Origin of the sequence: Vannielia litorea, from assembly GCF_900142295.1 — a bacterium.
Taxonomy (GTDB): domain Bacteria; phylum Pseudomonadota; class Alphaproteobacteria; order Rhodobacterales; family Rhodobacteraceae; genus Vannielia; species Vannielia litorea.
In genome coordinates this window covers 2,569,201-2,585,741 of record NZ_FSRL01000001.1, presented here as the reverse complement: position 1 = coordinate 2,585,741, position 16,541 = coordinate 2,569,201, and the positions used below count along the sequence as shown (strand labels likewise).

At 66.2% G+C, this 16,541-nt stretch carries 12 protein-coding genes, 1 tRNA gene and 1 pseudogene; 5 read left to right on the top strand and 9 right to left on the bottom strand.

From position 1 onward, the window contains the following. Positions 1-35: 35 nt before the first annotated feature. Positions 36-1,712 (bottom strand): NAD(P)H-dependent oxidoreductase subunit E, encoded by a 1,677-nt coding sequence (locus BUR94_RS12555; protein WP_074256552.1) that lies wholly within the window; start codon positions 1,710-1,712, stop codon positions 36-38. A gap of 221 nt (positions 1,713-1,933) precedes the next feature. Here BUR94_RS12555 and BUR94_RS12550 point away from each other — a divergent pair, with 221 nt between their 5' ends. Continuing rightward, positions 1,934-3,268: a type VI secretion system contractile sheath domain-containing protein gene (locus BUR94_RS12550; RefSeq protein WP_175570472.1), complete on the top strand. Its 1,335-nt coding sequence runs from the start codon at positions 1,934-1,936 to the stop codon at positions 3,266-3,268. A 31-nt stretch (positions 3,269-3,299) separates the two neighbouring features. Here BUR94_RS12550 and BUR94_RS12545 read toward each other — a convergent pair whose 3' ends face one another. Beyond that, on the bottom strand, positions 3,300-5,177 hold the full coding sequence (locus BUR94_RS12545) for an acyl-CoA synthetase (protein WP_074256550.1): 1,878 nt from the start codon (positions 5,175-5,177) through the stop codon (positions 3,300-3,302). Between the two features lie 176 nt (positions 5,178-5,353). Then, a complete protein-coding gene (locus BUR94_RS12540) occupies positions 5,354-7,147 on the bottom strand; it encodes an ABC transporter transmembrane domain-containing protein (RefSeq protein WP_074256549.1) in 1,794 nt (597 codons plus the stop codon). A 128-nt stretch (positions 7,148-7,275) separates the two neighbouring features. Here BUR94_RS12540 and BUR94_RS12535 point away from each other — a divergent pair, with 128 nt between their 5' ends. Then, complete coding sequence (locus tag BUR94_RS12535; RefSeq protein WP_074256548.1) at positions 7,276-8,166, top strand: glycoside hydrolase family 25 protein; 891 nt, start codon at positions 7,276-7,278, stop codon at positions 8,164-8,166. 144 nt (positions 8,167-8,310) lie between these two features. On the opposite strand, the gene BUR94_RS12530 is transcribed toward BUR94_RS12535, so the two are convergent. From BUR94_RS12530 to BUR94_RS12515, 3 genes are all read right to left on the bottom strand, one after another. Then, positions 8,311-8,384: transfer RNA gene (locus tag BUR94_RS12530), tRNA-Gly, on the bottom strand. 567 nt (positions 8,385-8,951) lie between these two features. Beyond that, entirely contained in the window at positions 8,952-9,200 is a 249-nt protein-coding gene (locus BUR94_RS12520; RefSeq protein WP_074256547.1) for a DUF6552 family protein, read from the bottom strand. Then, on the bottom strand, positions 9,190-9,891 hold the full coding sequence (locus BUR94_RS12515; RefSeq protein WP_074256546.1) for an SDR family oxidoreductase: 702 nt from the start codon (positions 9,889-9,891) through the stop codon (positions 9,190-9,192). The genes BUR94_RS12520 and BUR94_RS12515 overlap by 11 nt, the downstream gene beginning before the upstream one ends. Positions 9,892-10,009: 118 nt before the next feature. On the opposite strand from BUR94_RS12515, the gene BUR94_RS12510 reads away from it, so the two are divergent. Beyond that, the gene (locus tag BUR94_RS12510; RefSeq protein WP_074256545.1) at positions 10,010-10,903 is read left to right on the top strand and encodes a LysR substrate-binding domain-containing protein; all 894 of its coding nucleotides are present in this window, start codon (positions 10,010-10,012) and stop codon (positions 10,901-10,903) included. A 67-nt stretch (positions 10,904-10,970) separates the two neighbouring features. Here the strand turns inward: BUR94_RS12510 and BUR94_RS12505 are convergent, their stop codons facing one another. Next, positions 10,971-12,122 (bottom strand): amidohydrolase, encoded by a 1,152-nt coding sequence (locus tag BUR94_RS12505; RefSeq protein WP_074256544.1) that lies wholly within the window; start codon positions 12,120-12,122, stop codon positions 10,971-10,973. A 622-nt stretch (positions 12,123-12,744) separates the two neighbouring features. Here BUR94_RS12505 and BUR94_RS12495 point away from each other — a divergent pair. Together BUR94_RS12495 and BUR94_RS12490 are read left to right on the top strand one after the other, a co-directional pair. After that, positions 12,745-13,852, top strand: a protein-coding gene (locus BUR94_RS12495; RefSeq protein WP_139301277.1) for an IS3 family transposase whose coding sequence is annotated in 2 segments (ribosomal slippage) — positions 12,745-12,998 and positions 12,997-13,852 — 1,110 coding nt in all. Because the reading frame shifts where the segments join, the coding sequence is not laid out codon by codon here. Between the two features lie 177 nt (positions 13,853-14,029). After that, positions 14,030-14,683: pseudogene (locus BUR94_RS12490) on the top strand (amidohydrolase family protein); the annotation flags it as partial. A gap of 3 nt (positions 14,684-14,686) precedes the next feature. On the opposite strand, the gene BUR94_RS12485 reads toward BUR94_RS12490, so the two are convergent. Both BUR94_RS12485 and BUR94_RS12480 read right to left on the bottom strand, forming a co-directional pair. Beyond that, complete coding sequence (locus BUR94_RS12485) at positions 14,687-15,412, bottom strand: transporter substrate-binding domain-containing protein (RefSeq protein WP_074256541.1); 726 nt, start codon at positions 15,410-15,412, stop codon at positions 14,687-14,689. Positions 15,413-15,470: 58 nt separating this feature from the next. Then, positions 15,471-16,400, bottom strand: coding sequence for a GntR family transcriptional regulator (locus BUR94_RS12480; protein ID WP_074256540.1), 930 nt, complete (start codon positions 16,398-16,400; stop codon positions 15,471-15,473). Positions 16,401-16,541 lie beyond the last annotated feature (141 nt).

Here is a 16,541-nt window from a genome sequence, read left to right as displayed (position 1 = left end):
GGTGGTGGGCAGATTGCCCACCCTACCGATGACGGTCATGCCAGCTCCTCCGGGAAGTAGCGGATGAGGTGGCGGATCGGGTTGCCCGCGGCCTGGCCGAGGCCGCAGATCGAGCTGTCGGTCATCACGGTGACGAGGTCGTTCAGCAGATCGGTGGAGGGTGCATCGCCCGCGAGGATCGCGGCGGCCTTGGCCGTGCCGGAGCGGCAGGGGGTGCATTGGCCGCAGCTCTCGTGCTCGAAGAAGCGGATCAGGTTGAGCACGGCCTCGCGGATGGAATCCTGCTGGCTGAGGATCATCACGGCGTGGGAGCCGATGAAGCCGCCATGCGGCTCGAAACAGCCGAAGTTCAGCGGGGTGTCGGCCATCGAGGCGGGGAAGATCCCGCCCGAGGCGCCGCCGGGGAGAAAGGCCTTGAGCTCGTGCCCCTCGGCCATGCCGCCGCAGTGCTCTTCGATCAGCTGGCGCAGCGGGATGCCGGCCGGGGCGAGCTTGACCCCGGGCTCGGCCACCCGGCCCGAAACCGAGTAGCTGCGCAGCCCGCTGTGATCGGCATCCTGGCCCTGATCGGCGAACCAGGCCGCGCCGTGGCGCAGGATCTCGGGCACCCAGAGCAGGGTTTCGACGTTGTGGTTGAGCGTGGGGCGGCCGAACAGACCGACCTCGGCGATATAGGGCGGGCGGTGGCGGGGCAGCCCGCGCTTGCCCTCGATGCTCTCGATCATCGCGGATTCCTCGCCGCAGATGTAGGCCCCCGCGCCCCGGCGGATCTCGATCGGCACATGGGCGAGGCCTGCGTGCTCAAGCGCCTCGACCTCGGCGCGCAGGATCTCGAGCACGGCGGGGTATTCGTCGCGCATGTAGATGTAGATCCTCTCGCAGCCGACGACATGGGCGGCGATCAGCGCGCCCTCCAGCATCCGGTGCGGCTGGCGCTCGAGCCACCAGCGGTCCTTGAAGGTGCCGGGCTCGCCCTCGTCGCCGTTCACGGTCATCAGCCGCGGGCCCTCGTAGCCGCGGACGAAGCCCCATTTCTTGCCCGCCGGAAAGCCCGCGCCGCCCAGGCCGCGCAGGCCTGCGTCCGACATGGTCTCGATCGCGGCCTCGGGGCTGATATCGCCCGCGCGGATCTTCTCGTAGGTGCCGTAGCCGCCTGTCGCCCGGTAGGCGGCGAGGCCCTCGTAATCGGGGATCACCGGGGCAAGCGGGCCGGTGGCGGCCTCGGTCAGGGCCTCGGCGCTGGCCTTGCCCATGGCGCGCTTGCCGACCTGGGCCGCCGGGGCCTTGTCGCAGGCGCCGATGCAGGGCACGGGCTGGATGCGCAGGCGCTCGGGGTCGGTGGAGGCCTTGAGGGTTTCGATCAGCCTGGCGCTGCCCGCGAGGGTGCAGGTGAGCGACTCGCAGACCCGGATGGTGACCGGCGCAGGCGCGGCCTCGCCCTCCTTCACCACATCGAAGTGGTGGTAGAAGGTGGCAACCTCGTAGACCTCGGCCTGGGACATGCGGAAGAGCTCGGCCAGGGCGGCGAGATGGGCCGCGGAGAGGTGGCCGCGGCCGTCCTGGATGAGGTGCAGCGCCTCGATCAGCATGTCGCGGCGGCGGGGCATCTCGCCCAGCAGGCGCGACACCTCTTCCAGCGCCGCCTCCTCGACCTGCCGGCCCTTGGGCTGACTGGCGTCGCGGCGGGCGAATTCCTTGCTGGCCTGGTTCATCGCGGCGCTCTCTCCTCCTCTTGGCCTCCACTCTATCGCACGGGTCCGGCGCGGACAAAACACCGGCCCCGACCATGGAGGCGGTGGAAACGTCACCCCGCGCGGGCGGATCGGAAACCGCGGGCGCGCGCCGGAAACCCGCAGCGGGGGCGCATGGGGAGGCGGCAGGGTTGATCCGGGGGCAGGGCGGGCGCAGGCTTGGGCGAAGAGGGGGCGTGGCGATGTGGAGATGTCTCGAGCGGTTTTTCGGCAGGCGGGTGCAGACGCGGGCGGAACATGCCGCTCTGCCGGACCGGCTGAGGCGGCGGCTTGCGGTGGAAGCGCTGCGGCGGCCCGGCTGCGTGAGGGCCGATCCGGCCGAGACGGTGGCGGCGCTGGTGGCGGCGATCGATGCCGCGCTTTCGGCGCAGATGAATGCGGTGCTGGCGCATCCGCGGATGCGGGCGCTGGAGCGGGCCTGGCGGGGGCTGGCGGGGCTTGCCGCCCGCGTGCCGCCCGGGGCCGTGGTGCAGCTACGGGTGCTGGACATGGCGGTGGGAGAGCCCGGCGAGACAGCGGCCCTGCTTCGGCGGCGGGTGCTGGAGGATGTCCATGCCGAGCGGGGCGCGGCGCCCTATGCGGTGCTGGTGGTGGAGGATGTGTTCGATCATCGCCACGCCGAGCAGCTCGCCGCATTCGCCCGGATCGGAGAGGCCTGCCAGATGCCGGTGCTGGCGCAGGCGGGGCTGTCGCTGTTCGAGGGCGGAGGGATCCCGCACCATGACCAGATCGCGCGGGCGTGCGACGGGCCGGAGCGCGAGGGCTGGCGGCGGCTGCGGGAGGCGCCGGAGAGCCGGTATCTGTGCCTCTGCCTGCCCAGCCTCCTGGGCCGGTTGCCCTGGGGGCGCGAGGCCTCTCCCGGCGCGGGGTTCGCCTTCGAGGAAAGGGGTGCGCCCTGTTGGGTGAACCCGGCCCATGCGATGGCGGGCAATATCGCGCGGTCCGTCGCAGTGCATGGTTGGGCGACGGAGATCCGCGGGCTGGAGGGGGGCGGGCTGGTGGACGGGCTGCCGGTGCCCCGCGCGGAGGGGCTATCGCCCGTCGAGGCGGAGATCGACGAGCGGCAAGAGGCGCAACTGGCGCGGCTGGGGCTGGCGGCACCGCTGCGGCGGAAGGGGCAGATGGCGCTGTGCTTCTTCGGGGCGCAGGTGCTGGCGGAGCCGCCGGTGGGGGATGCGGGCGCAAGCCTGCTCACCCGGCTGCCCTACCTGCTCTTTGCCACCCGATACGCGCAGCATGTGATGCGGATGGCGGCCGATGCGCCCGAGGCGGAAGGGGCGGCGCAGCTGCAGGCGCGGGTGCAGGCCTGGTTTGCCGGGCAGGTGCGGGCGGATATCGGGCAGATGACGCGCGAGGAAATGGCGCGGCACCCGTTGCAGGCGGCGGAGATCACGGTGACGGAGGGCCACCCGCGACGGGCGCGGCTGGAGTTGATCCCCGGACACCGGCTGGAGGGGCTGGGGCAGCGGGTGGTGCTGGAGCTGTGCCTGCCGGCAAGGTCCAAGCCGGGCGCCTGACGTCAGCTGTCAGGCGCCCGGCCGGGTCGGATCACGCCCAATCCCAGGGGCGGGTGTAGCTGCCCAGGACTTCGGCGACCTTGGCCTCGTCCGTGTCGCCGGTCTTCTTGAGCTTGGCGACGAGGCCGCGCTTCTTGTCTTCGACCACCTCGGCCACCTCGGCGCCACAGCCCTCGAGCGCCTCGTTGTAGACGCGGGTGATAGCCCTCTTGCGCAGGTCGGGCTTGAAGACTTTGCCGACCGCCGTCTTGGGCAATTCGGGCAGGATCTCGAGATACTTCGGGTAGGCCGCGCGCTCGTGGATGCGCGAATTGGCGAAGTCGATCAGCTCCTGCTCGGTCACCTTGGCGCCGGCCACCAGCTCGACATAGGCGCAGGGCAGCTCGCCCGAATGGGCATCCGGCTGGCCGATGGCACCGGCGAAGGCGACGGCCTCGTGGCCAGCCAGCGCGTCTTCGATCTCCGCCGGGTCGATGTTGTGGCCGCCCCGGATGATGAGGTCCTTGGCGCGGCCGGTGATCCAGAGGTAGCCGTCGGCGTCCATCCGGCCCAGGTCGCCGGTCCGCAGGTAGACATCGTGGTGGAACAGCTTGTGGTTCTTGTCCTGCTCCGTGTAGGTCGAACCCGGAAAGACGCCGGGAGACGACACGCAGATCTCGCCGACCTCGTCGGTGGCGCATTCGACCGGGCCGTCGGGTCCGTCGCGCAGGATCTTCACCTCGGTATAGGGAAAGGGCAGGCCCACGGAGCCGATGCGCTTTTCACCCGAGGGCGGGTTGCAGGACACGAGGCAGGTGCATTCGGTGAGGCCATAGCCCTCCACCACCTCGACGCCGGTGGCCTTCTCGAAGCGGTTGAAGAGCTCGACAGGCAGCGGAGAAGAGCCGGAGAAGGCCGTCTTGACGCTGCTCACGTCGGCATTGACCGGGCGTTGCATGAGGGCCGAGAGCGCGGTGGGGACGGTGATGATGAAGCTCACCTTCCAGCGCTCGACCAGCTTCCAGAAGTTGTCGAACACGCCCTCGCCCCGGTAGCCGGCAGGGGTGGGGAAGATCACATGCATGCCGCTGGCGATCGCCGCCATGAAGATCACGTGACAGGCGAAGACGTGGAACAGCGGCAGCGGGCAGATCACGTTGTCCTGCTCCGAGAACAGCAGCTCATGGCCGATCCAGCCGTTGTAGACCATGCCCGAGACCTTGTGCTGGGCCACCTTGGGCATGCCGGTGGTGCCGCCGGTGTGGAAGTAGGCGGCGACGCGGTCGTCCTCGGGGTCGGGGAACTCCAGCGCATCGGGCCGCTGCTTGGCCAGCTCGGCGTTGAAATCCATCACGTTGGCATGGTGGCCATGCTCGGTCTTGGGACGGATGAAGGGGATGATGAACTTCTTGAGGCCGGTCACGTAGTGCAGCAGGTCGACCTCGAGCACCGTGGTGACGCTGGGCGCGTGCTTGACCGCCTCGGCGGCCTTCTGGGCCACGTCGGACTTGGGAAAGCTCTTCATCGTCACCAGCACCTTGGCATTGGTCTGGCGCAGGATTGCGGCGATGTGATCGGGCTCGAGCAGCGGGTTGATCGGGTTGACGACGCCGGCCACCGCGCCGCCCAGCAGGGTGATGACGGTCTCGTTGGCGTTGGGCAGCAGGTAGGCCACGGTGTCGGTCGGCCCGACGCCGAGCGAGCGGAAGAGGTTGGCGGCCTGGGTCGTCTTGGCGTGCAGCTCGTTCCAGGTGAGGGTCTCGGCCTTGGCGCCCGGATCGGAGAACAGCTGGTAGCTGACGGCGGGCCGGGTGCCATGCGCCTCCCTGGTCTTCGAGAGAAAGCGGTAGATGGTCTTGGGCATCCCGCGCTCTTCCCAGGTCATCTGGTTCTCGATCGCGCGCAGATCGGCGGTGCTCTGAAAGCTCATGGTCGTCCTCCCCTTGGCCGCGCGTCCGGCTCTGATGGCGGCTCCGCGGCATGTTGGGCGATAGTGAGCGAGAGCCGCGCAGGGATCAAGCGGCATGGAAATGTGACGTGGGGTTCCCGCGGGTGCGGCGCGGCCTTCGAGCGGTGCCGGCAGGGCAGGGGCACGCGCCCCGCCTGTCACTCTGCCGCCAGGCCTTCGGTAAACTGCAGCCGGGCCAGCCGGGCGTAGAGGCCGCCCTGGGCCACCAGGCTGTCGTGGGTGCCGGTCGCCACCACCTCGCCCTTCTCGAACACCAGGATACGGTCGGCCTTTTTGACCGTGGCGAGCCGGTGGGCCACGATCAGCGTCGTCCGCTCGGCGGAGAGCGCCTCGACCGCCTTCTGCACCAGCTGCTCGCTCTCGGCATCGAGCGCCGAAGTGGCCTCGTCGAGCAGCAGCACGGGGGCGTCGCGCAGGATCGCGCGGGCGATGGCGATGCGCTGTTTCTGGCCGCCCGAGAGCATGGCGCCGCGCTCGCCCACGTAAGTCTCGTAGCCTTCGGGCAGCTCGGTGATGAACTCATGCGCGGCGGCGGCACGGGCGGCGGCCTCGACATCGGCCTGGCTGGCGCCGGGGCGACCGAAACGGATGTTCTCGGCGACCGTGGCGGCAAAGATCACCGGATCCTGCGGCACCAGGGCGAGCTGGGAGCGCAGCGCCTCGCGGGTCATGGCGTCGAGCCGCGTGCCGTCGAGGGTGATCTCGCCGGAGGCCGGGTCGTAGAAGCGCAGGAGCAGCTGGAAGATGGTGGACTTGCCGGCGCCGGAGGGGCCGACGAGCGCCACGGTCTCGCCCGGCTGCACATCGAAGCTGACGCCGGAGAGCGCGGCGTCGCCCGGGCGGGTGGGATAATGAAAGACCACGTCGCGGAAACCGAGAGCCCCGCGCGCGCGGCCCTCGAGCGTGAGCGGCTCGGCCGGGTCGGTCACCGAATCCTCGGCCACCAGCAGCTCGATCAGCCGTTCGGTGGCCCCCGCGGCGCGCTGCAGCTCGCCCCAGATCTCCGAGAGCGCGGCCACGGCGCCCGCCATGATGCCCGCGTAGATGACGAACTGCACCAGCTCTCCCGCGCTCATCACCCCGTCGCGCACGTCGCGCGCGCCGATCCAGAGCACGCCGAGGATGCCGCAGAAGACCACGAAGATGATGATCGCCGTCATCGCCGCCCGCACGGTGATGCGGCTCTTGGCGCTGTCGAAGCTCTTTTCGGTCACCTCGCCGAAGCGGGCGCGGGAGGGCGCCTCATGGGTGAAGGCCTGAACCGTCTGCACCGCCAGCAGCGCCTCGGAGGCATTGCCGGAGGAGGCGGCGATCCAGTCCTGGTTCTCGCGCGACAGGCTGCGCAGGCGGCGGCCCAGCACCAGGATCGGCACGATCACCACCGGGATGATCCCCAGCACCATCAGCGAGAGCTTGGGCGTGGTGAAGAACATCAGGATCAGCCCGCCGACGAAGAGCAGGATGTTGCGCAGGAACCAGCTGGCCGAGGAGCCGATCACCGAGAGGATCAGCGTGGTGTCGGTGGTGATCCGGCTCAGCACCTCGCCGGTCATCAGCTTTTCGTAATAGGCCGGCGACATGCCGATCATCCGGTCGAACACCGCCTTGCGGATGTCGGCCACCACGCGCTCGCCGAGCCGGGTGACCAGCCAGTAGCGCAGCGCCGTGCCCAGCGCGAAGACGGCGGCGATGCCGATGGCCCCGAAGAAGTAGCGGTCGAGCAGGGCCACGTCCGCGGAGCCGAAGTTGTCGACCACACGGCGGGCCGCCATCGGCAGCACCAGCGAGACCCCGGCGGTGAGCACCAACGCGCAAAGCGCGGCCACGACCATGCGCTTGTAGGGCGCGAAGAAGGGGGCGAGCGCCCCGAGTGCGCCCACGCGGCGCGAGCCGGGGCGGTCGTCGGGGTTGGTCTGGGGGGGCTGCGCCATCGGCTCTCCTCTTCGGGCGAAGGGATTAACCGGCGGGGGAGGCCATGCCAAGAGGGTCATTGTGACGCGCGGCGGTATGAAACGTGATGTGCATTGCGGCCTGCGCCTTGGTATAAGGCCCGTGAGGCATGAAGCATGAAGACAGCAGGAGACTGATCGTGCGGACAGTGAAATCTGGCGCCCCGGTTCTGGCGGCGCTGCTTGCGTTGATATTGGCAGGCTGCGGCAACCCCCAGCTCGACGGGCCCCCGGCAGGCCCCACCATGCCGCGCATGGCCGAGGGCGAGAAGGCCACCCAGCTCCACGTCAGCGCCAGCGCCGCACCGGGCATCCCGCGCGGCTTCGGCGATGTGAAACCGCATGAGTGGTCGGGCATCAGCCCGGCGAGCTACTCGGTGCACGGCATCGACGCCTCGCGCTACCAGGGCGAGATCGACTTTTTCGCCGCCCGCCAGTCGGGCATCCGCTTTGCCTGGCTGAAGGCCACCGAGGGCGGCGACCACCTCGACCCCGCCTATGCGGTCAACGCGCCGCGCGCCCGTGCCGCCGGCGTGCCGGTGGGGGCCTATCACTTCTACTATTTCTGCCGCACCCCCGAGGAGCAGGCGGCCTGGTTCATCCAGAACGTGGGCCGGGTGGCGGGTGACCTGCCGCCGGTGCTCGACATGGAGTGGAACCACCAGTCCCGCACCTGTTCGGCCCGCCCCGGCGCGGCCGAGGTGCGCGACCAGATCGACCGTTTCACCGCCATCGTGGGCCGCCACTATGGCACGCGGCCGGTGGTCTACACCACGCCCGATTTCTACCGCGACAATGACCTCGGGCAGATGCGCAACCAGGAGTTCTGGCTGCGGGCGGTCACCAAGCACCCCTCCGAGGGCTACCCCGAAGAGCGCTGGAGCTTCTGGCAATACTCCGGCACCGGCATCGTGCCCGGCGTGGCCGGCAAGGTCGACCTCAACGCCTTCGGCGGCGGCCTCGAAAGCTGGCAGAACTGGCTCGTGGCGCGGCGTCAGTAGCCCGGAACAGCCGACGCGAGCGGCGGGACCCGCCGCCGCGTCTTCGGCGGCGCAGGCTGGCGGGACGTCGGAGGCGCACCCCGACTCCAAGATACGTGGACGCGTGGACCGGACATCCTGTCGGAAATCTGAAGGGGATATTTCTGGAGCGGGCGGCGGGAATCGAACCCGCGTCTTCTGCGTGGAAGGCAGAGGTCTTACCATTACACAACGCCCGCACTCGAACTCGTACCTATTTCACCAACGTTCACAGGTCAAGCCGACGCCGTACGCCTTTTGATATTGGCCGTTGCATCAGCAGAGAACGCCAGCTTCCACAAGCAGCCGCAAGCACAGCGGCACGCGGGGCGCCGCCGGATGCTTGTCAAGCTCGGCGCCATATCGGGTTGGAACGAAGGGCGGATAGCAGTCCTTCGCCGCGGTTCGGCCGGACGTCTGCTTTAATTCTTGAAAGCCCTGTAAGAGCGCGGTTGGCTCCCGAGTAAGCCATTGGGATCAGCAGTATGGCGTTCCGCCTTTGGGTGCTCGTCAGGCAATGTCCGGCGCTGATCGATGCCCTCATGGCGGGCGGCGTCGTGGCGTGACCCCGCCCCAGTCAGAAAGATAGGATCGCATGGGTCGCCGCGCCGCCGCAGCCACCGGACTGGACGGCCGCGAAATCGACCTGCTGGTAATACTGGTGGGTCTCACGCAGGCTTGGTCGCTTCATCGCGACACCGCCGTGAACAGCGCGAAGCGGCTGGGGCACAGTCTGCGGATGAGTGGCGCCGCGTGACGGCCCCCCTTCACGTGCGCGCCATGCCCGCGAGCATCGCGCCGAGAGCGACAAAGTGGATCAAAATGATCGCCCGGTCGTTCCAGAGCACCCCAACGATCAGCCAGCCGAGAACCCCGACGACGAAGAGGTAAAGGTTCCACGGCGTCCAGCCAAAGGCAGTACCGGAATAGCCAAGGATCTGGATGACAGAGGCTGCCCATTTCACGGCGAAGGCTGCGCGGTCACGGCCCGGCAGGTTAACCGTTTCAAACGCCACGCGTCAGCCCCCCGTCGATCCGCCAGTTCTGCCCGGTGACATAGCCGCCGTCGGAAGCAAGCCAGCTGATCAGCGATGATACCTCCTCCTCGCGCCCGTAGCGGCCCATGGGAATGCGGGCGCGCCGGTCCTCGGTCTCGGGCAGGCTATCGATGAAGCCGGGCAGCACGTTGTTCATGCGAATGTTCTGCGCCGCGTATTTATCGGCATAAAGCTTGGCGAAACCGGCGAGTCCGGCCCGAAAGACACCTGACGTCGGGAACAGCGAATCGGGCTCGAACACCGCGAAGGTCGAGATGTTGATGATCGCGCCGCCGCCCTGCGCTTCCATGATCGGCGTGACCAGCCTTGTGGGGCGGATGACGTTCATCAGGTAGACGTCGAGCCCGTCGTGCCAGTCCTCGTCGGTGATCTCCAGGATGTCGCCCTTGGGGCCATGCCCGGCCGAGTTCACCAGCACGTCGATCCGCCCCCAGCGGTCCATCGCGCCCTCGACCAGTCGCGTCAGATCCTCGACCGAGCGGTTGGAACCGGTGACCCCGAAGCCGCCGAGCTCTTGCCCCAAGGCCTCGCCCTTGCCCGAGGAGGACAGCACCCCGACCTTGAAGCCATCGGTTGCCAGCCGCCGCGCCGCTCCAGCACCCATGCCGCTGCCGCCCGCCGTGATCAAAGCTACTTTTTCTACTGCCATGTCTAAGTTCTCCACGTCTTTCCTGTGGCGCCTATTTCGCCTACGCGTATTTAGATACGGACGAGAAACGCTTGCGACCAGCCAAGCGCAGCTGTTGCGTGGGTGTAGGAGAACTATCGTGTTGAGCGAAGCCAACCTGCCGTCCTTGAACGGCCTTCGTGCTTTCTCGGCAGCCGGCAGGCACCTGTCCTTTCGCGCAGCGGCGGAGGAACTGGGCGTGACGCAGGGCGCCGTGGCGCAGCAGGTGCGTGGGCTTGAGGACCATCTCGGCCTGCGCCTGTTTCTGCGCGAGCCGCGGGGGCTCAGTTTTACAGAAGAGGGGCGGAGCTACCATGCCGCGGTCTCCCGGGCGTTCTCCCAGCTTATGGACGCAACTGGCGCGCTTCTGGACACGCCCTCGCGCGTGACGATCAGCGTGACCCCGACCTTCGCTTCAAAATGGCTTATCCCGAGGCTCGCCGAGTTCACCGAGGCCCACCCGGGAATCGACCTCCGGATCACCGCGACCGAGCGGGTCATGAGCTTTCACGCCGACGGCGTCGACCTCGCGGTGCGTCAGGGGCGCCCGCCGTTCGGGGCAAGCCTGTGCGCCGAGTTGCTGTTCCCACAGGAGATCATTGCGGTGTGCTCGCCGCATCTTGTGGCCCCGGAAGTCCCCATCGACGCGGCCGCGCTGTCCCGCCTGACCCTGCTGCACGATGCGCATGATCTTTGGCCGCAGTTCCTTGAAATCGCCTTTGGAGCGATGCCCACAGCGCCACGCGGCCTGCACTTCAGCCAGACGACCCTGAGCCTCGATGCGGCCTTGGCCGGTCAGGGTGTCGCCCTGGCCAGCCGCTTCCTCGTGCAGCGTGACCTTGATGCCGGCCGCCTGGTGCGTGCTGTTCAAGCCGCACTGGAGGGTGATCAGGACTTCTACGCCCTCCTGCCGCGTCAGGGCGCATCCGAGGCGGCACTTCGCGTGATGGAGTGGCTGAAAAGGATGGCTCGCGAGGAAATTCGGCAGGGATGAAGAGACTGGCGCTGAGCGCGACGCTCAAAGGCTTTGCCAGCCAGCATATGTGACCTTCAGTCGGCCCCTATGCGCTTCCCAGTAAGTTGCGCGCGATGCGCTCGAAGATCGCGCTGCCGATTGGGATCAGGTCATCGGGGAAGTCATAATCCGGATTGTGGAGCGCGGGATACTCTTCCCCGGGCCCCAGACACAGCATGGCTGCCTTCGCGTTCCAGCCGAATACTCCGAAATCCTCGGAAGCGCGCATGGGGACCCCCGTATCACCATGGGGGACACCGAGTGATTCCATGGCGGTCGCCGCCACGTTGTAGGCATCGGGATCGTTTATGGAAGCCGCAAAGTTGTCATGGATGTCGAATGCCGCCCTGAGCCCGGCCTCCCGTGCCACCGAACTGGCAAGATTGCGAGCCGCGGCCTCCAACCCCTGCATCTTCGCATCACCTGCGGTCCGAAGTGTCGCGTATATCTCGGCCTCCCCGGGCGCTACGCCGAAGGTGGGTTCCCCCACTCTCACATGGGTGATCGTTACCAGCCGAAAGTCATCGTCCAGTGGTCCGTCTTTCCCGAGCGCCTCCAGGGCCGGAATCAGCCTTGCAATGGCCCGCGCCGGGGAGAGGCCATCTCCAGGGTCTGCTGCATGGGCGGTCTTGCCGAACAAGCTAATCCTGAGTCCCATCGAGGCGCAGTTGATCAGGCCGGGACACGTCGCGACATACCCAAACGGACGTCCCGGCTCGACGTGAATGGCGAAAGCCCAATCCGGTTGGATGCCCTTAAACGCAGGATCGGAGACCACCGCTCTGGCACCGCTTCCGTCTTCCTCGGCGGGCTGGAACATGAGGACGACACGCCCGCGCGCGACAGGTCGGCGCGATATTAAACGCCCCAGAGCCAATAACATTGTCATATGCCCATCGTGACCGCAAACATGGCTCTTCCCCGGGGCCAACGAACGCCAGGCGATATCATTGTGCTCCTCGATGGGCAGCGCGTCGAGTTCAGCGCGAAAAAGGACGGTCGGTCCATCTACGCCACTGTCGAAGATAGCTGCCACACCATGCCCGCCCAACCCCGTCATAACACGAGATGCGGGCAAAACTCGTAGCTCGTTCGCGATCTTTCTGGCTGTCTCCGCTTCCTCTCCTGACAATTCCGGATAGCGGTGCAGGTCGCGACGGAAGCCGACGAGCTCCTTCATGTCCAAATTCGTAAGCATATGATTCCCTGCCTCTTCGCCACTCACGGATCGGGTCGGTGAGCTATGGTCAACGCGTTGTAGCAAATAGAAGCGATGCGGCGAAACATTTGACGGCGTGCCCACACGGCTACTTGCTTTTCGGAATAAGGCGCGTCGGGGGATATGCCCGGCGTTTATGAGCAGAGCCGACGTTCATCGAGCACTACCCGAGCGGCAGCATTGGGCCGGTAGTTTCCCTGTAAGAGAGGGCGGACTGCCGACGTTCGCTGCGCATCGCATGGATGACCAGGACGCCCAGATAGCGGCCGTGTTGGCAGACCGGCCTCGAAGTCAGAGCAGTGGACAGTTTCGACAAAAAGATCTCGATTTTCGAGAAGATCAGTCCACTATCGGTCGGAAACTACTCAGAAGAACTCGGATCGGACCACCCTCTCGCCGATCGTCTCGGACACATAGTTCTGCTCGGGCTTGGAAGCGCCGCGCCTCCTCCGCGCTCAAGAGGCGTTAATCGTCTTCGGGCAGTGCCCGGTATTTGTTTCCGGAGAGAGACTTGGTGTGACTGTGCGGGTCCGAGCTGACCTGCTCCCCTGAAAAGTCCGCGATTTGAAGTTCGCCTGTTCTCCAAACGAGGAGGTAGACGATGCGTAAGAGCCGATTCAGCGAAGAGCAGATCGTTGGCATACTGAAGGAGCACCAGGCCGGGATAGGAGCCAAGGAGCTCTGCCGGAAGCACGGCATCAGCGATGGCACGTTTTACAAGTGGCGCTCGAAGTATGGCGGCATGGAGGTGTCGGACGCCAGGCGGCTGAAGGCGCTGGAAGCTGAGAACGCGAAGCTGAAGAAGATGTTGGCCGAACAAATGCTCGATGTCGCGACGCTGAAGGAGATGTTGGAAAGAACTTCTGAGGCCCGGTTCGAGGCGGCGTGCCGTGGACTGGGCCATGACAGAGAAGAACTATAACCAGCGGCGAGCCTGCGCCCTGGCCGGAATTGATCCGCGCGTCTATCGGCGACGGTCAACCAGGCCGACGGATGCCGAGTTGCGAACAAGGCTGAAGGAGCTGTCCGGAGAACGGCGGCGGTTTGGCTATCGAAGGCTGCACCTCTTGCTCCGGCGCGAAGGCTGGCATGTGAACTGGAAGAAGCTCTACCGGCTCTACCGGGAAGAGGGCCTGACAGTGCTCAGGCGTGGCGGCCGCAAGCGCGCGATTGGAACGAGGGCCCCCATGGCGATCCCGCAAGGGCTCAATCAAAGATGGTCGCTGGACTTCGTGTCTGAAAGCCTCTCGGACGGGCGCCGGTTCCGGGTGCTGTGCGTCATCGACGACTTCAGCCGGGAATGCCTGGCGACCGTCGTCGACACCTCGCTCTCCGGTCACCGCGTCGCCCGAGAACTGGATCGGATCGCCGAGATTAGAGGCCATCCCTGCATGGTGGTCAGCGACAACGGAACCGAGCTGACCTCGAATGCCATTCTGAAATGGCAGGAGGACCGTAAGGTCGAGTGGCATTACATCGCGCCAGGAAAGCCCATGCAGAATGGCTTCGTCGAGAGCCTAAATGGACGTCTCCGTGACGAGTGCCTGAATGAACACCTGTTCGCCAACCTGCACCACGCCCGGGAACTTATCTCGGCCCGGCGCGACGACTACAATCACCATCGCCCACATACGAGCCTCGACGGGCTCACCCCGTGGGAGTATCACCAACGGTCAGTAGAGGACCAAACCCTGAACAGAGCGAACTAAAGAGCGAGGACTCCGGGGGGAGCAGGTCAGAAGCTACACACCGGGCGCGGCGGGAATTGATGCGCTTTTGCTGGCCATGGAGGGCGGCGCCATCGTTCGGGCCGTTCTGGTCCAGCCCAGTGTCTATGGAAATGACAACAGGTCTTTTCTGGCGGCGCTTGACGTGCTGGGCGACCGGGCGACCGGGCGCGCGGCGTCGCGGTTGCCGATGCCGCCACATTGCGCCGCGACGGTGAAACTGCCGAGATGCAGGCGAATGGGGTGCGCGGGTTTCGGGTGAACCTTGTCAGTGGGGGCGCGGCGCTGGGTGGCAGTGAGGCCCTGTCGGCGATGGCCTCGGCACTGGCGGGCAGCGGGATGTTCCTGCAGATCTATGCGCCGATCGACACGGTTCTGGCCCACCTCGACACGATCACGCGGGCGGAGGTTCCGGTCGTTCTGGATCATTTTGCCGGTATCGGCGCGGATGCGGGCGAGGGCCAATTGACCGACTTCATGCGCCGCACTGCGTCAGAGCAGGTCTGGATCAAGATGTCGGCGGACCACAAGCTGGCCGCAGACCCCGAGCGGGCCCGTGTCCGTGCGATGTCGCTGATAGAAAGCTGTGTTGCGCTGCGTCCGGATCATGTGATCTGGGGCTCTGACTGGCCCCATACCGGTGGGGGTGGCGCGCGCGGGTCGCGGCCCTTTGGAGAGATTGAGCCTTTCCGGAATGTCGACTCCCACGCGATTCCTGGGCTGTTTCCGGCCTGTGGCCTTGGGGAGCCCGAGATCAGAAAGATCATGTGTGACAACCCCGCCCGGTTGCTCGATCCGGACGGGGCAGGGTAGGCGTCACACGGTCATCGCGCAAGAACGCGCAACGCCGTGGCGTTCCAGGATGTCACCGACTTTGCCTTCGCGCGCCAGTTGTGCGACAAAATCTTTCAGATGTGCCGCGGCCAGCGGGCGGCCTTTGACAATGGCCATCGCCTGCCGAATTTCCATGAACGGCGGCGAAAGCGCGCGCGATCCCGGTCTGCCCTCGCCTTCGGCCTCCATCACGCTGCCGATGCCGGCGGCGGCGGCCACTTCGCCAGCGTCCAAGGCGGCCAGCATGGCGTGGATGTCTTCGTATACCTTCAAATGCTCCGCGCCCGGCTTGCGTTCCAACGTCAGGGTATAGGCCGATCCCTTCACGGTGCCGACGGGCAAGCCGCTCTGTACCAAAGCCGTAGCATCCGCGGCGTCGCAACTCGGCGCAGCAAGGTAGCGGCCTTCGATGCGAACGTAAGGCGCGGTGAAATCGATGGTCTCGGCGCGTTTCGGATCGACGGCAAGAAAGCAGACGTCCCAGGTATCCTCTGTCGCACTGGATGAGACATCGACCGCGCGGTCAAATTCGACGAACTCAAGCGGCAGGTCGAGCGTGTCGGCCAGCGTTCGGGCAAGATCGACGGAAATCCCGACAGGGGCGGAATTGGCATCGCGGCCCACAAGGATCCTGTTGCCGTGATTGAGCGCGACACGAAGCGTGCCGTGTGGTGCATATTGGCTTTTTAGCTCATCAGTGGAGATCATGTCAGGGCCTTCTCAAATGTCCGGTTTGGCGGGGGTTTGCATGGATCCACCCAGAAACTCAATTCTTTACGGTATCGGCGCGTTCTGCGTTGGCTTCGTCGGACCAGTTTCGTGCAACAGGGCTTTTTCTGCGGAGCGCGCCCGAGAGGTGGCGGCGCATGAAGTAGGAGGCTTCGACGATCTCGCCCCGTTCGACAAGGTCAATGATTTCAAGGTGATCGCTGCATTGCACCTGAAGGCGTTCCTGGTCGACGCGCGCGCGGTATTCCATCAGGCGGCGCATTCGGTTGACGCGCTCCAGGGCGCTGACAAAAAACGGATTGTTGGACATGGTGATCAGCGCCTCGTGAAAGGCGGCGCCATTGGCCAGAAGCTGCTCGGGTGGGGTGCGGGTGACATCGACCTCAAGCATCCACTCCTGGATCCGGCGGTGTTCCTCCAGCACCTTGCGGTCGACCTGAAAGCCGGGTTCCAGCAGGGCGACGGGCTCGATGGCCAGGCGGAAGCGGTAGATCTGTTCAAAGGCGTCCGAGGTCTTGGCGACGGGCAAAAGCCGCCAGCCATAGCCCTCCTTGCGCTCGGCCCAGCCTTCGCGGGCGGCGCGGGCCATCATGTCGTTGAGCCGTGATTTCGTCAGGTCGTAGCGTTGGCGCAGGCTTTGTTCGGTCACGATCTCGGGCAGGCGGTTCTTGAGCCAATCCTCTGCAAAGGTCTGATAAACATCAGGTTCTTCGGCGTCCCTTGCGGCAATCTGTTGCGCCAGATCTTCGGGGATGTCCTCGGGGACAAAGTAGCCACGGTTGGCCCGGTGCTGCAAAAGCCCCTTGTCCGCCAGCGCGACAAGCGCGTCTCGCACCGGGGTGCGCGACACCTGGTAGCGGTCGGCGATTTGCTGGGTTGCCACGTGGGTGCCGGGCTCGACCGTACCAGTGAGGATATCCCGGGCCAGCCGGGTGGAAATGCGCGTCGCAAGATCGCTGTTGGTCATGTTCGGTGCTCTCGCTCTTGTCAGTTGTCCGGTCCGTGATTCGCCGGGCGAGGTTGGGGCAAGAGCATTTTTCGACTTAAAAATCCGAAAATCAAGGTGAGACTCGACGGGGCAACCAAGGGGTGGAGCGACCCAAGGGCG

What these genes read in the sequence shown, in the direction of transcription:
- BUR94_RS12555 (WP_074256552.1), bottom strand. Translation starts at nt 1,712, where the DNA reads ATGAACCAGGCCAGCAAGGAATTCGCCCGCCGCGACGCCAGTCAGCCC.
- BUR94_RS12550 (WP_175570472.1), top strand. Translation starts at nt 1,934, where the DNA reads ATGTGGAGATGTCTCGAGCGGTTTTTCGGCAGGCGGGTGCAGACGCGG.
- BUR94_RS12545 (WP_074256550.1), bottom strand. Translation starts at nt 5,177, where the DNA reads ATGAGCTTTCAGAGCACCGCCGATCTGCGCGCGATCGAGAACCAGATG.
- BUR94_RS12540 (WP_074256549.1), bottom strand. Translation starts at nt 7,147, where the DNA reads ATGGCGCAGCCCCCCCAGACCAACCCCGACGACCGCCCCGGCTCGCGC.
- BUR94_RS12535 (WP_074256548.1), top strand. Translation starts at nt 7,276, where the DNA reads ATGAAGCATGAAGACAGCAGGAGACTGATCGTGCGGACAGTGAAATCT.
- BUR94_RS12515 (WP_074256546.1), bottom strand. Translation starts at nt 9,891, where the DNA reads ATGGCAGTAGAAAAAGTAGCTTTGATCACGGCGGGCGGCAGCGGCATG.
- BUR94_RS12505 (WP_074256544.1), bottom strand. Translation starts at nt 12,122, where the DNA reads ATGCTTACGAATTTGGACATGAAGGAGCTCGTCGGCTTCCGTCGCGAC.
- BUR94_RS12485 (WP_074256541.1), bottom strand. Translation starts at nt 15,412, where the DNA reads ATGATCTCCACTGATGAGCTAAAAAGCCAATATGCACCACACGGCACG.
- BUR94_RS12480 (WP_074256540.1), bottom strand. Translation starts at nt 16,400, where the DNA reads ATGACCAACAGCGATCTTGCGACGCGCATTTCCACCCGGCTGGCCCGG.